This is a genomic window from Halogeometricum rufum (genome assembly GCF_900112175.1).
Lineage (GTDB): Archaea > Halobacteriota > Halobacteria > Halobacteriales > Haloferacaceae > Halogeometricum > Halogeometricum rufum.
Genome location: NZ_FOYT01000002.1, coordinates 32,712 through 45,887, shown reverse-complemented (window position 1 = coordinate 45,887; position 13,176 = coordinate 32,712). Strand labels below are relative to the sequence as shown.

General features: G+C 68.1%; 12 protein-coding genes. 4 read left to right on the top strand and 8 right to left on the bottom strand.

The features are described 5' to 3' along the window. Nucleotides 1-11 precede the first annotated feature (11 nt). Nucleotides 12-1,400 carry an ABC transporter substrate-binding protein gene (locus BM310_RS09785; protein WP_089807215.1) on the bottom strand — a complete coding sequence of 463 codons (1,389 nt, stop codon included), beginning with the start codon at nucleotides 1,398-1,400 and terminating at the stop codon, nucleotides 12-14. Nucleotides 1,401-1,734: 334 nt separating this feature from the next. Between BM310_RS09785 and BM310_RS09780 the strand changes: the two genes are divergently transcribed. The 3 genes from BM310_RS09780 (at nucleotide 1,735) to gatE (ending at nucleotide 5,556) form a co-directional block, all read left to right on the top strand. Next, a complete protein-coding gene (locus BM310_RS09780; protein WP_089807213.1) occupies nucleotides 1,735-3,141 on the top strand; it encodes a class II fumarate hydratase in 1,407 nt (468 codons plus the stop codon). A 195-nt stretch (nucleotides 3,142-3,336) separates the two neighbouring features. After that, nucleotides 3,337-3,501 (top strand): HVO_2901 family zinc finger protein, encoded by a 165-nt coding sequence (locus tag BM310_RS09775; RefSeq protein WP_177232589.1) that lies wholly within the window; start codon nucleotides 3,337-3,339, stop codon nucleotides 3,499-3,501. A 186-nt stretch (nucleotides 3,502-3,687) separates the two neighbouring features. Next, nucleotides 3,688-5,556, top strand: a complete 1,869-nt coding sequence (gene gatE / locus BM310_RS09770) for a Glu-tRNA(Gln) amidotransferase subunit GatE (protein ID WP_089807210.1) — start codon at nucleotides 3,688-3,690, stop codon at nucleotides 5,554-5,556. Between the two features lie 44 nt (nucleotides 5,557-5,600). Here the strand turns inward: gatE and BM310_RS09765 are convergent, their stop codons facing one another. The 3 genes from BM310_RS09765 to BM310_RS09755 all read right to left on the bottom strand — a co-directional run bounded on the left by BM310_RS09765 (nucleotide 5,601) and on the right by BM310_RS09755 (nucleotide 8,598). Beyond that, nucleotides 5,601-5,975, bottom strand: coding sequence for a MaoC/PaaZ C-terminal domain-containing protein (locus BM310_RS09765; RefSeq protein ID WP_089807208.1), 375 nt, complete (start codon nucleotides 5,973-5,975; stop codon nucleotides 5,601-5,603). A 32-nt stretch (nucleotides 5,976-6,007) separates the two neighbouring features. Continuing rightward, nucleotides 6,008-7,573 carry an ATP-binding response regulator gene (locus BM310_RS09760; RefSeq protein WP_089807206.1) on the bottom strand — a complete coding sequence of 522 codons (1,566 nt, stop codon included), beginning with the start codon at nucleotides 7,571-7,573 and terminating at the stop codon, nucleotides 6,008-6,010. Between the two features lie 98 nt (nucleotides 7,574-7,671). Then, nucleotides 7,672-8,598 carry a M48 family metallopeptidase gene (locus tag BM310_RS09755; RefSeq protein WP_089809140.1) on the bottom strand — a complete coding sequence of 309 codons (927 nt, stop codon included), beginning with the start codon at nucleotides 8,596-8,598 and terminating at the stop codon, nucleotides 7,672-7,674. 140 nt (nucleotides 8,599-8,738) lie between these two features. Between BM310_RS09755 and BM310_RS09750 the strand changes: the two genes are divergently transcribed. Further along, entirely contained in the window at nucleotides 8,739-9,236 is a 498-nt protein-coding gene (locus BM310_RS09750) for a MaoC family dehydratase (RefSeq protein ID WP_089807204.1), read from the top strand. 12 nt (nucleotides 9,237-9,248) lie between these two features. Here the strand turns inward: BM310_RS09750 and BM310_RS09745 are convergent, their stop codons facing one another. The 4 genes from BM310_RS09745 to BM310_RS09730 all read right to left on the bottom strand — a co-directional run bounded on the left by BM310_RS09745 (nucleotide 9,249) and on the right by BM310_RS09730 (nucleotide 13,134). After that, a complete protein-coding gene (locus BM310_RS09745) occupies nucleotides 9,249-10,610 on the bottom strand; it encodes a PAS domain-containing sensor histidine kinase (protein WP_089807202.1) in 1,362 nt (453 codons plus the stop codon). Nucleotides 10,611-10,757: 147 nt separating this feature from the next. Then, nucleotides 10,758-11,507, bottom strand: coding sequence for an RNA methyltransferase (locus BM310_RS09740; protein WP_089807200.1), 750 nt, complete (start codon nucleotides 11,505-11,507; stop codon nucleotides 10,758-10,760). Further along, a complete protein-coding gene (locus BM310_RS09735) occupies nucleotides 11,507-12,118 on the bottom strand; it encodes a hypothetical protein (RefSeq protein WP_089807198.1) in 612 nt (203 codons plus the stop codon). Before BM310_RS09735 ends, BM310_RS09740 begins: the two co-directional genes overlap by 1 nt. 59 nt (nucleotides 12,119-12,177) lie before the next feature. Next, nucleotides 12,178-13,134, bottom strand: coding sequence for a PstS family phosphate ABC transporter substrate-binding protein (locus BM310_RS09730; RefSeq protein ID WP_245778468.1), 957 nt, complete (start codon nucleotides 13,132-13,134; stop codon nucleotides 12,178-12,180). Nucleotides 13,135-13,176 lie beyond the last annotated feature (42 nt).

The following is a 13,176-nucleotide window of genomic DNA, read 5'->3' as shown; positions in this document are numbered from 1 at the left end:
GTGAGACCCCGTCAGTTGGGGAAGGCGTTCACGAGGGCGTTGTACGCCCCGTCGACGTTCCACTGCTCGTTGAAGCTGGCGAACGCTTCGTCGATGTTGCCGTGGACGTCCGGCGTGACCGCCGTCCCGTGCGCGATGGTCGGCGGCTGGGCGTCGGAGTTCTTGAACTCCTCTATCTGCGAGGAGAGGAATGGGCCGAAGGCGTCCGTCGGCACGTCGGTCCGCGGCGGGATGGACCCCTTGACGGGGTTGAACCGCTCTTGGGCGTCGACGGTGCCGCAGTAGCTGAGGAACTTCCGCGTCGCCTCGGGCGACGGGTTGTTCTTCGGGAAGACGAACGAGTCCGTGACGACGGAGTACATCCCCTCGGTGCCCGGGAACGCGGTCATCCCCCAGTCGGAGTCGTACTCGAAGTCGGATGCCGACTTGTACTGGCCGGCCGCCCAGTCGCCCTGGTGGATGAACGCCGCGTTGCCGTTGACCACCTTGCTGTTCGCCTGGTCCCACGTGACCGAGCCCGCGTCCCCGTTGAAGTACTCGTGGTAGTCCTTCAGCGTCTGCAGGGACTCCTTGACCGCGTCCTCGTGGTCGCCGATGTTCCCCTCGACGATGGCCGCGTTGTACGTGTCGGCGCCGTTGTAGCCGAGGAAGATGGTCTCCCACAGCTGAACCGACGACCACGGCGACTGCACCTGATGGGCCATCGGCACCGCGTCCGTCTCGCTCGCGACGGTTTCGAGCGCGTCGGTGAGCGCACCGGGGTCCGAGATGCTCGCGGGGTCGACGCCCGCATCCTCGAGAACCGCCGCGTTGTAGAACAGGTTGTTGAGGCGGTGGATGTTGAGCGGCACCGCGACGTAGTTCCCGGCCGGCTGGGCGAGGTTCTGGACGCCCTGTCGGTAGGCGTCGCGCATCTCCTGACTCCAGACGGAGTCGCCGATGTCGTTGAGGACGTCGCCCTCGACGTACTGCGTGAGCGCCTTGCCCGGCCAGATTTGGAACGTGCTCGGGGGGTTCTGGTTGAGCACGCGGTTCTTGATGACCGTGTCGAGCGCCGACCCCGCGCCGCCCGGCGCCGGGTTGTTGTTTATCGAGACGTCGGGGTACTCCTCGCTGAACCCTTCGAGGAGCGCGTCGAGCGCGTCCTTCTCCCCACCGGCCGTCCACCAGTGGACGAGTTCGAGCGCGTTCCCGCTGCCGCCGCTCGTCTCCGTCTCGGCCTCGGTCTCCTCGGTCCCCGTGCTGCCGCCGGAGGCCTCCGTCTCCGTCTGCTCGGCCGTCGTCGTCTCGCCCCCGCCGCCGGAACAGCCCGCGAGCCCTGCCATTCCTGCGCTTGCGAGACCGCTGAGGCGAAGATACGTCCGCCGAGAGACACCGTCTTGGTTGGTTTCGTCTTTCATGGTAATTGACCGCTGACAGTTGCGGGTGTAATATCCTACACGATTTACTTAAATCTTTGTAGATAGTTTACACGGGTTCGAGTGAATAACTATAATAAAGATACATTATGGTATACGATTAGAAGACGGCATCGCACTACACCAGTAATTAGTAATCTGCGTTACATTCAAAATCCGGGCGCAGAGACGTTCATTTTACTACTCTCTACGGTATATTAAGGGACTATTCGCGAACGGCCGCAAACGTGTGGGGAGATAGTTCACGATACGTTGGTGCGGCCGTGGGAGAGGCGGACCAACGGGTTTTACGCGGACCGCCGCCGTCGCCCGAGATATGAGCGAGGACTTCCGTACCGAACGGGACAGTCTCGGTGAGATGCAGGTGCCCGCGGACGCGTACTGGGGGGCACAGACCCAGCGCGCCGTGGAGAACTTCCCCATCTCGGGTATCACGTTCAGTCGCCGGTTCATCCGGGCGCTGGGCGTGGTGAAGAAGGGGGCCGCGCAGGCGAACCGCGAACTCGGACTCGTCGAGGAGGAGAAGGCCGACGCCATCGTCGAGGCGGCGGACGAGGTCATCGCCGGCGACCACGACGACCAGTTCCCGGTGGACGTGTTCCAGACGGGGTCGGGCACCTCCTCGAACATGAACGCCAACGAGGTCATCGCCAACCGCGCCGCGGAACTGCTGGGCGAGGATATCGGCGACCGAGTGGTCCACCCGAACGACCACGTCAACTACGGCCAGTCCTCGAACGACGTGATTCCGACCGCGATGCACGTCTCGGCGCTCGAAGCCGTCGAGAAGGACCTCCTGCCCGCACTCGACACGCTCCGGGAAGCGCTCGAAGCGAAAGAGGACGAGTTCGCCGGCGTCGTCAAGACGGGTCGGACCCACCTGCAGGACGCGACGCCCGTCACTCTCGGGCAGGAGTTCGGCGGCTACCGAACGCAGGTCGAGAAGGGTCTCGCCCGCCTCGACAACACGCGCGAGCACCTCTCGGAACTCGCCCTCGGCGGCACCGCCGTCGGGACGGGCCTGAACACTCACCCCGAGTTCCCCGAGAAGGCCGCGGCGTACATCTCCGAGGAGACGGGCGTCGAGTTCCGCGAGGCCGACGACCACTTCGAGGCGCAGGCCGCCCACGACGCGATGAGCGAAGCCCACGGCGCGCTTCGCACCGTCGCGGGGTCGCTGAACAAGATAGCGAACGACCTGCGTCTCCTCGCCTCCGGCCCCCGCAACGGGCTCGGCGAGATAGAGCAACCCGAGAACCAGCCGGGCAGTTCCATCATGCCGGGGAAGATAAACCCCGTCGTCGCCGAGGCGGTCAATCAGGTCCACAAGCAGGTCGTCGGCAACGACGCCGCCGTCTCCGCCGGCGCCGCCGAGGGTCAGATCGACCTCAACCTCTACAAGCCCGTCCTCGCGCACAACTTCCTCGAATCGGCCGAGATGTTGTCGAACGCCGCCGAGACGTTCGGGACGAAGTTCGTCCGAAAGCTGGAGGCCAACGAGGACGTCTGCGAGGAACAGGTCGAGCGCTCGATGGCGCTGGCGACGGCGCTGAACCCCACCATCGGCTACGACAAGGCCAGCGAGGTGGCGAAGGCGGCGCTGAAAGAGGGCAAGACCGTCCGCGAAGTCGTCCTCGAGAAGGGCTACCTCACCGAGGAGGAGGCCGACGAGGTGCTGGACCCCGAGAAGATGACGCACCGCGGCATCCTCGGCGACGACTGAGTCGACGACGGCGACCGGACCGTCCGCGACGACCGGACGCTCCACGGCGACGGCGACGACGCCGACGCCGTCTCGATAGTTTGTTTCGTGAATCGCTAGGCGACAATCGAGAGACGGCGACGCGTCCGTGGGGAACAGTCACGAACTCCGTAGAAAATCGGTATTTTCATGCCTGAATCCGTAGAATCTCCGACTATGGCGAGCCTGCAGTACCAGCGTGACCGGGGCCGAGACCTGTTGGAATGTCGAAGCTGTGGCGAGACGTTCCCCGAGGGCAAAGCGACGAACGACGGCTGGCACTACGAGTGCCCCGAGTGCAACGAGGCGACCGGCATCGGTGAGGGACTGCGTCGCCTCTGAACGAGCGGGATAGATTTTCGCCCCGCGGGCGGTGGACGCCGCGACCCGGGCGGGCACGCGCGACCCGGTCATCGCGTCCCCCCGTCGTCGTCCCGGTGGTCGTCGGCTCTCGCGGGTGATTGCCGAGTGAGGAGGACGGCCGCCGTTGTGAATCCTTTTTACTCCCCCGACTCGCATGGGCAACCAATGAGCGCGTACGACTACGAGGACCTCGGACTCGTCGCGGGGCTGGAGATTCACCAGCAACTCGACACCGCGACGAAGCTGTTCTGCGGCTGTCCGACCGACATTCGCGAGCCCGAAGACGCCGAACGGACGTTCGTCCGCTTTCTGCACCCGACGAAGAGCGAACTCGGCGAACTCGACGAGGCGGCCCTAGAGGAGAGCCGCGTCGAACGCGAGTTCGAGTATCTCGCCTACGACACGACCTGTCTGGTCGAAGAGGACGACGAACCGCCGCACCGACTCGACGAGGAGGCGCGCGACGTGGTGATGCAGATCGCCTCCCTGCTCGACATGGACGCCGTCGACCAGGCGCACGTGATGCGCAAACTCGTCATCGACGGGTCGAACACCTCGGGGTTCCAGCGCTCCTCGCTGGTCGCCCAGAACGGCGAGATTCAGACCAGCGACGGTCCCGTCGGCGTCGAGGACCTGATGCTGGAGGAGGAGTCCGCCCAACGCGTCGAGGAACGCGACGGCGGCGTCACCTTCTCGCTGGACCGACTCGGCATCCCCCTCGTCGAAATCGGCACCCGACCGGACATCTCCTCGCCCGAACAGGCGCGCGAGGCCGCCGAGACCATCGGGATGCTCCTGCGCTCGACGGGGAAGGTCAAGCGCGGCCTCGGCACCATCCGACAGGACGTGAACGTCTCCATCGCCGACGGCGCGCGCGTGGAGATAAAGGGCGTGCAGGCGCTGGACGCCATCGACGACATCGTCCGCAACGAGGTGGGCCGACAGGTCGAACTGCTCGAAATCCGCGACGAACTCGAAGCCAGAGACGCCGCCGTCGGCGAGACGCGGGACGTGACCGACGTGTTCGAGGACACCGACAGCGGCGTCGTCGGCGGTGCCCTCTCCGCGGGCGGCGTCGTGCAGGCCGTCCCCCTGTTCGGCTTCGACGGCCTCGTCGGGCGGGAGATTCAGCCCGACCGCCGCCTCGGGACGGAGTTCTCCGACCACGCCAAGCGACACGGCGCGGGCGGCATCTTCCACACCGACGAACTGCCCGCCTACGGCGTCACCGACGAGGAAGTCGCCGCCCTCCGCGACGCCGTCGGCGCGGGCGAGGAGGACGCCGTCGCAATCGTCGCCACCGACCCCGAGACGGCCGAACTCGCCATCGACGCCGTGGCGGAACGCGCCGAGACGGCCCTCGCGGGCGTGCCCGAGGAGACGCGCGGCGCGAACGAGGACGGCACCACGCGCTACCTCCGTCCCCTCCCCGGCGCGGCGCGGATGTACCCCGAGACGGACGTGCCGCCCGTCGAACTCGACCCCTCGGACGTGGAGACGCCCGAACTCCTCACCGAGAAGGTCGAGCGCTACCAGTCGGCGTTCGGTCTCGACGCCGGCCTCGCCGAACAGGTCGCCTACGGCCGCCGGATGCCGCTCTTCGAACGGGCGACCGACGAGGGCATCGACGCCACGTTCGCCGCCGGACTGCTCGAGTCGACGCTGACCGAACTGCGCCGCGACGACGTGGCCGTCGAGAACCTCTCGGAGGACCACCTCCTCGACCTGATGCACCTCGTCGAGGACGGCGAGTTGGCGAAGGAGGGAGTCAACGACGTGCTGACCGCCGTCGCCGAGGACCCGTCGCTGTCGGCCGAGGAAGCCGTCGAGGCGGCCGGCCTCTCCGGCGTCTCCGAGGCGGAGGTGCGAGACGCCGTGACCGACGTCGTCGAACGCAACGCCGACCAGGTCGACGAACAGGGCATGGGCGCGTTCTCCGCGCTGATGGGCGAGGCGATGGGCGCACTACGCGGGAAGGCCGACGGCGAAGTCGTCAGCAGCGTGCTCCGCGAAGAGATACAGAAGCGCGCCTGAGGCTCTCGGTTCCGTTCTCGTTCTCCTTCCTGCTTTCCGTTCGACTACCCCTCGACGATACCCGTCACCGACCCGGTCATCACCACGTCGCCGTCGCGCGTGCACGTCACGCCGACCGTGAGGTCGTACCGGTCGTCCGTCTCCTCGACGGCTTCGACCACGCACGCACAGCGGACGGTCTGTCCGGTGTACACCGGCCGGTGGAACTCGAACTCGAACGTCCGGCCGAGGACGCCGAGTTCGCCGCCGACTTCCGTCGGCAGCGTGGCCGTCAGCAGACCGTGGACGAGCAACCGCCCGTCCGGGTCGGGTTCGGTGTGCCGGGGTTGGTCGTCGCCGGACAGGTCGGCGAACTGCCGAACCGTCTCCGGCGAGAACGAGCGCTCGACGACGTGCGTGTCACCTTCCTGTGGAGGCATCGGTCGAGCCATCTCGCCGACGCGGCAAGAAGCTAGTCACCGTCACCGTCGCCGTCGGCGAACTCCACGCCGGTGAACTCGAACCGCGCCCCGCCGTCCGCGCCGTCGGTCAGGGTCACCTCCCACCCGTGGTCTTCCGCGACTCGCCGGACGATGGCCAACCCGAGACCCGTCCCGCCCCGGTTCGTCGAGTAGCCCGGCGTGAACACGTCCCCCGCGTCGGCGTCGATTCCCCGGCCGTCGTCGGCGACGAAGAACCCGCCGTCGACGTCCCCGACGGTGATGGTCGGGGGGTCGAAGTCGCCTGCGGTGTCGTCGGCCTCTGGGCGACTGCTCGTGGACCCGTGTTCCACGCTGTCACCGGACGACGTCCGGTTGCCCGTGGAGCCGTGCTCCACGCTGTCTCCGGGAGCGGAGCGACCGGAGGTACGTCGAGCGCCGTGCTCGACCGAGTTCCGAAACAGGTTCTCGAACAGTTGGCGGAGTCGGCTCCGGTCGGCGCGAACGACGCGGTCGGTTTCGACGACGAGTTCGCCGACGCCGCCGACGTTCTGTCGGCAGTACTCTGCGGCGGAGGCGAGTGTGACCGGTTCGACGGTCGTCTCGCCGTCGCGGGCGAGGTCCAACAGCCCCTCGATGAGCCGTCGCATCCGGTCGTGGGCGTCGGCGACGGGGTCGAGGTGGTCGCTGTCGCACTCCTCGCGGGCGATTTCGGTGTGGCCGCTCGCGACGGCGAGCGGGTTTCGTAGGTCGTGCGAGACGATGGTGGCGAACTCGTCCAGCCGTCGGTTCTTCCGTTCGAGTTCTCGCTGGTGCTCCTTCTGGTCGGTGATGCTGGTGACGAACCCCTCCAGCGCGACGAGTTCGTCCCCCTCGTAGATGGCCTGCCCGCGTTCCCACATCCACTCGATGTTGCCTGCCCGGGTGACGATTCGGTAGGTCAACTCGAACTGGCCGTCGTCCGCCAGCGCCGACTGGACCACGTCCCACGCGCGGTCCCTGTCGTCGGGGTGGAGTACCTCCTCGCCCCACAGCGAGTCGTCGGACTCCAACTCGGCGGCGGTGTACCCCGTGAGTTGCTCGCAGTCGCCCTCGACGTACTCCATCGGCCACCCGGGGTCGTTCTCGCACCGGTAGACGAACCCGGGGAGGTTGTCGATGAGCGTCTCCAGCCGTCGCTTGCGCTCTTCGAGCACGCGCCGCGACCGGTAGCTCTCGACGGCGTTGACGATGCGGTTCGCCAAGAGCGTGTACTGCTCCGTCCCGGTTCCCTTCTGCAGGTAGTCGGTGACGCCCGCGGAGATGGCCTCGCTCGCTATCTCCTCGGACCCCTTGCCGGTGAACAGGACGAACGGCAGGTCGGGATACCGCTCCTGGACGACTTCGAGAAACTCGATACCTGTGCGGTCGGGCATGTCGTAGTCGGCGAGGACGCAGTCGACGTCGTCGTCGAGTGCCGCGACTGCGTCGGCGACGGCCGTGGTGGTGACCACGTCGATGCGGTCGTCCTCGCGTTCGAGGTACGTGGCGACCAACTCGGCGAAGGCGTCGTCGTCGTCCACGTGGAGGACGCGAATCTCGCCCGGTATCGTGCTCATCTCGGACTCGAATCGTAGTGCGTTCTGCCACCAGATATAACTGTATGGAATCTGCCCGGTCTCCGACGCCCCTCCGGACGGGCGTTCCGGTCGGACCGTCAGGAGAGGCGCGCCCCGTCTCCGCCGCCCCGGCGTCGGAGTCGCTCGATGCGTTCCTCGGTCCGCGGGTGCGTCGAGAACAGTTCGCGGGCGCGGCGTTCCTCCTCGGAGGGGACTTCGCCGTGAAGCCACAGCGGCGAGAACACCTCGAACTCGGTCGTCGACGCCCGCTCTATCTTCTCGAGGGCGCGCGCGAGAGCGAGCGGTCGCCCCGTCACCTCGGCCGCCCGCGCGTCGGCCGCGTACTCCCGCCTGCGCGAGTGTGCGCGCGACAGAAGCATCGCGAGTCCCATCACGAACGACGCGGCGCGTTCGAGACGCGTGCGGATGCGGCCGGGAACCGTCCGGGGCCACGAGGCGGGGTCGCCGCGGACCCACGCCGTCGAGAGCGCCAGTCCCGTGACGAGGAAGACGACGGGCGCGACGGCGAAGTAGACGAGGCTCACGACGGTCTGGAGCACGCTGAACGCCAGCGTCTGGACGAGGCTGTCCCTGCGTTCGAGGTGTGCGAGTTCGTGCGCCAGCAGGCTCTCGAACTCATCGCGGTCGAGGAGTCGGAACAGCGCCGCGTCCACGACGACGGTGTCGCGTCCCGTCGTGTCGAGGGCGAAGGCGTTCGGCGCCGGCAGCGAGACGACCATCAGTCGCGGGGGCGCGTCGAGGTCCATCCGCTCGACGAGTCGGTCCAGTATCCGGTACGCGCCGGGCACTCGCTCTCGCGGGAGTTCGCGCGCGTCGAGTTGGGAGTACAGTTGCGCGGTGCCGACGCGGAGCCCCAGATAGCCGAACGCGAGCGTGAGACCGACGACGAGCAGGAGCGTCGTCACCGGGTCGAACCGCAGTCGCCACAGGAGCGAGAGCGCGACGTAACTCCCGTACGCGAGGAGGGCGTAGAAGGCGAAGACGACGACGCCCACGAACGCCATCACGAGTCGAGTCCCGAGCGACCGGGTGGGCGCGGACATCGGCCCGACCTACGCCGGCCAGCGGCAAAACGATTCGTCCGCCCCCCGAACGCGTCTCCGGGACCCACAGTCTCATTGTCCGACGACCCGACTCGCGTCGTATGACGAGGTTCTTCGAGGACTTCACCGTGGGTTCGGTCGAGGAGTTCGGCCGGTACGACGTGACCGAGGAGGAGGTTCTGACGTTCGCCGAGCAGTACGACCCGCAGTGGTTCCACACCGACCCGGACCGGGCGCGCGAGGAGTCGATGTACGGCGGCCTCATCGCCAGCGGCTGGCACACCACGGCGATGATGATGCGGATGCTCGTCGACGAGTTCCTCTCGGAGACGGCGTCGCTCGGCGCGAAAGGCGTCGACGAACTGCGCTGGCGACGCCCGGTCCGTCCCGGCGACACGCTGTCGCTCCGACTCGAAGTGCTGTCGAAGGAGGCCGAACGACCGGACCGCGGCCTCGTCGAGAGTCGAATCGAGGTGGTGCGCGACGGTGCGGACGGCGGCGAGAACGGCGAGAGCGACGGAGACGCCGGCGGCGAGGTGGTCTGTTCGATGGTCGCGCTGACGATGTTCGGGCGGCGCGACGGCGACGGGGAGGAGTGAGTCGCTCCCGCGTCACTCCGCGGCTTCCGCCTCAGTCGCGGCGTCGACGCCGGTAATCTCGAACCGCGCGCCGCCCGCGGTCCCCTCCGCGACGCACACCGTCCAGCCGTGTGCCTCGGCTATCTCTTCGACGATTCCGAGGCCGAATCCCGTTCCGTCGGTCGCCGTCGAGTAGCCGAGGTCGAACACCTTCTCGCGCATCTCGACCGGGATTCCGGGCCCGTCGTCCTCGACGAAGAAGCCGTCTTCGAGGTCCCCCAACGTGACCGTCGCGTCGGGTCCCGCGTGTTCCACGGCGTTGCGAACGAGGTTCTCGAGCAGTTGGCGGAGGCGCGACTCGTCGGCCCGGACGACGCCTTCGGCGTCGACGACGAGCGTCGCGTCGTCCGTCTCGACCGTCTCCCACGCCCGGCGAAGCGCCGCCGCGAGGTCGACGGCGTCGGGGTCGTCCACGTCGCGCCCCTCGCGCGCCAGCGTCAGGAGGTCGTCTATCAGCGCTCCCATCCGGTCGTGCGCCGCCGCGACGCGGTCGACGGCGTCGTCTCCGTCGCCGCCGCACTCGGCGCGGACCTGCTCCAGCCACCCTTCGGCGACGTTCAGCGGGTTCCGCAGGTCGTGGGAGACGACGCTGGCGAACTCCTCTAAGCGCTCGTTCTTCCGACGAAGGGCTCGTTCTCGGGCCTTCCGCTCGGTCACGTCACGGAGGACGCCGACCCGTTCGAGGTCTGCGCCCGGCCCGGAGACGGTGCTGAACCGCATCTCGACCGGGACGGTCCCGCCGTCGACGGTCGAGAAGCCGAACTCGACCGTTCCGACGCTCTCGCCGCGGGCGTTCATCTCTCGGCGCGCCGCCCGTATCCGCTCGATCGCTTCGCCGTCCGCCCAACTGTAGACATCGGTTCCGAGTATCGCCTCGCGTTCGACGCCCTTCATCGCCGCGTACCGCTCGTTGACGTAGACGAGCGTCCCCTCCGAGTCGATGGCGTAGACGGCGTCGTCGAGAGATTCGAGGAGGGTCTCGAACCGTTCGAGCGTCCGGGCCGGGCCGTCGAGGGAGGTGACGGCCCTCGACCTGACGACGCAGTCGTCGCCGAGTCGACGACAGCCGGTGGCCTCGAACCAGACCCACGACCCGTCGGCGTGGCGGAGTCGGTACCGGAACGGGTGGCAGTCGTCGGACGTTCGGGCGAACGACGAGAACCGCGCTCGGTCGTCGGGGTGGACGTACTTCCGGACGTCGTCACCGACCATCGCCGACGCTCCGTGGCCGCACTCGCGGGAGAGGGCGGCGCTCAGGTACAGAACGGTGCTGTCGGCGTCGAGAACGATGGCGCCGGTCGCCTCACGTTCGGCGAACGCCTCTGTGTCGGGCATGGTGTCGAACGGACTCCCGCCGTCGGACGACTCTCACCGTCGGGACGGGGGGCGCTTGTGTTCGGCGTCACGTTGGATTATCGAACATATCAATATTTCGGCCAGAGGGAAGTGCCGGAACTCGGGGGTCGAAGAATCGGGCGGGGGTCAGTCGCGCGTCTCGTCCTCGAACCGGTCGATGCGGTTCGACGCTCGGCGGAACAGGCCGGTCAGCGTCGTTATCTCCCGGTCGGTCGGATGCGCCCGGCCGACGAGGCGGCGCATCATCCGCAGCGTCTTCGGGCGCTTGTGGTCGCGGTGTTCGACGCGCTCGACGAACGACTCGAAGTTGTCGTAGAAGCGCTCTATCTCGGACTCCTCGGCCCGTTCGCGTTCCACGTCGGGGAGTTGCGTCTCCGCGACGGTGAGCGACCGGAGTTCGTACAGCAGCACCGTCGCGGCCTGTCCGAGGTTCAACACGGGGTAGTCGTCGCTCGCCGGGATGGAACACACCTCGTCCATCCGCGCGAGTTCGTCGTTGTTGAGGCCGCGACCCTCGCGGCCGAAGACGAGGGCCGTCTTCGTGTCCACCGTCTCCAGACTCTCGCGCACCTCGGCGGGCGTCTTGAACGGGAAGCGGACGTGCTTTCGGCTGTCCTCGTTCGTGATGGCCGTCGTCGCGACGGTGTGGTACTCCGAGACCACCTCCTCGAACGTCACCTCCTCGGCGTTCGGGAGGACGTCCTCGCGGGCGTGTCCGGCGAAGCCGTACGCCTCGCCGTCGGGTTCCAGCGGCGGCGGGTTCACGAGTTTGAGGTCGGACAGCCCGAAGTTCTTCATCGCGCGGGCGATGGTCCCCACGTTGCCCGGCGTCTCGGGTTCGACCACGACGACGACGGGGGTGAATCGGCGCGCCATCACTTCGTCGGGTAGTCCTGCCCGAGGTCGAGGTCACCCACGTCGTCGACGGCGTCCTCGTCGTCCTCGTCGTCGCCGCGCCGTTCGTCCCACTCCTCGTACCGTATCTCTCCGGTGCGGAGGTCGATGCGCTTGCGCTTGCCCTCGTAGTTCTCGTTCAGCCGACGGTTCAGTTCCGCGGGGTCCGGCGGCGTCGGCAGTTCGTCCGTCCCCGTGTCGACGTGGTCGAGTCCGCCGTACCCCTCGGGGGCGCGTTCGCCCGCGGCGAACCACTCGTGGAACTCGTCGCGGAACGTCTCCTCGCCCCGGTGGTCGGAGCCGCCGGCCTCGCGGTACCAGTAGAGGAAGTCGGCCTCGTGGTCGGCGCAGAGGAGCACCTCCTCCATCGGTTCGCCGTAGACGAACTCGGCCGGGTTGCAGCGCTTCTTCTCCGCCTCGCCGTGAATCAGGTAGCAGGCGTCGCACGGCTTGCCCTGCAGGTAGGTGAGTCGGATGAGTCGTCGTCGCGTGTCGTCCGGAACCTCGTCGAGGGGGCGGAACTCCCCCTCGTCGGTGAACACCTCGTCCTCGTCGAAGCGCCACCCACGGAGCCCGATACTGACCTTCGCCATGAGCGGAAGCTAACGCGTCTGCGGATAAAAAGAGCGTGACTCGCCGGGCGCCCCGGCGGTCAGACGACTTCGGAGACGGCGCTTCGCAGGCGCTCGCGGTTCCGCCGGGCCGTCCGTTCGGAGAGGGGGACGTACCCCACGTCGCGGACGACGTCGCCGGTGACGTGGTCGAGGTAGTAGGCGACGAACTCGCGAACGACGCGCCGAGAGAGCGCCGCCCGGTCGACGTAGACGTACAGCGGACGGGAGAGGGGGACGTACCGCCCGGTCCGCGCGGACTCGAACGACGGCCGGACGCACGCGCCGCCGCCCGCCGCGGTGGCGAGTGCGCGCACGGCGTCGCGGTTGCGGACGTAGTAGGCGAAGCCGAAGTAACCCATCGCGTAGCGCGACCGACGGACCGCCTCGACGACGGTCTCGTCCTGTTCGGTGCCGGCGTAGTCGGTCCGGTGCGAGCGGTCGCCGAGCACCGCCTCCGAGAAGTAGTCGAGCGTCCCCGACGCCGACGTCGGGCCGTGGAGTTCGATGGGTTCGTCGGGCCACGCGGGGCGCACGTCCCGCCACCGGTCCGCGCCGCCCTCGCGCCACACGCTCGCCAGTTCCGACAGCGTCACGCAGGACACCCAGTCGGCGCCCTCGTTCACGACGACGGTCAGGGCGTCCGTCGCGACCTGGAACCGGAGCGGTTCGACGCCCGCCGCGGCGCAGGCCGCCCGTTCGTCGTCGCGAATCGCCCGACTCGCGTCGTTGAGGTCGGTCCGCCCGGCACAGAAGAAGTTCGCGAAGCCGTCGCCCGTGCCCGTCGAGGAGAGCGACACGTCGACGCCCGGATGCGCCTCGGTGAACCGGTTGCCGAGTTCGAGCGTCAGCGGGTAGACGGTGCTGCTCCCGGCGATGCGAACGGTCCCGGAGAGTCGAGACGACGACACCGCGTCCGTCGTCCCCGTCTGCTTCCCCCTCGGGGAGCCGAGGCACCCGCCGACGGCGGCGGTACAGACCCCGAGCGACCGCAGCACCGCCCGACGCGACGCGGCCGGTCGCGAAGAACTGCCCCGCAC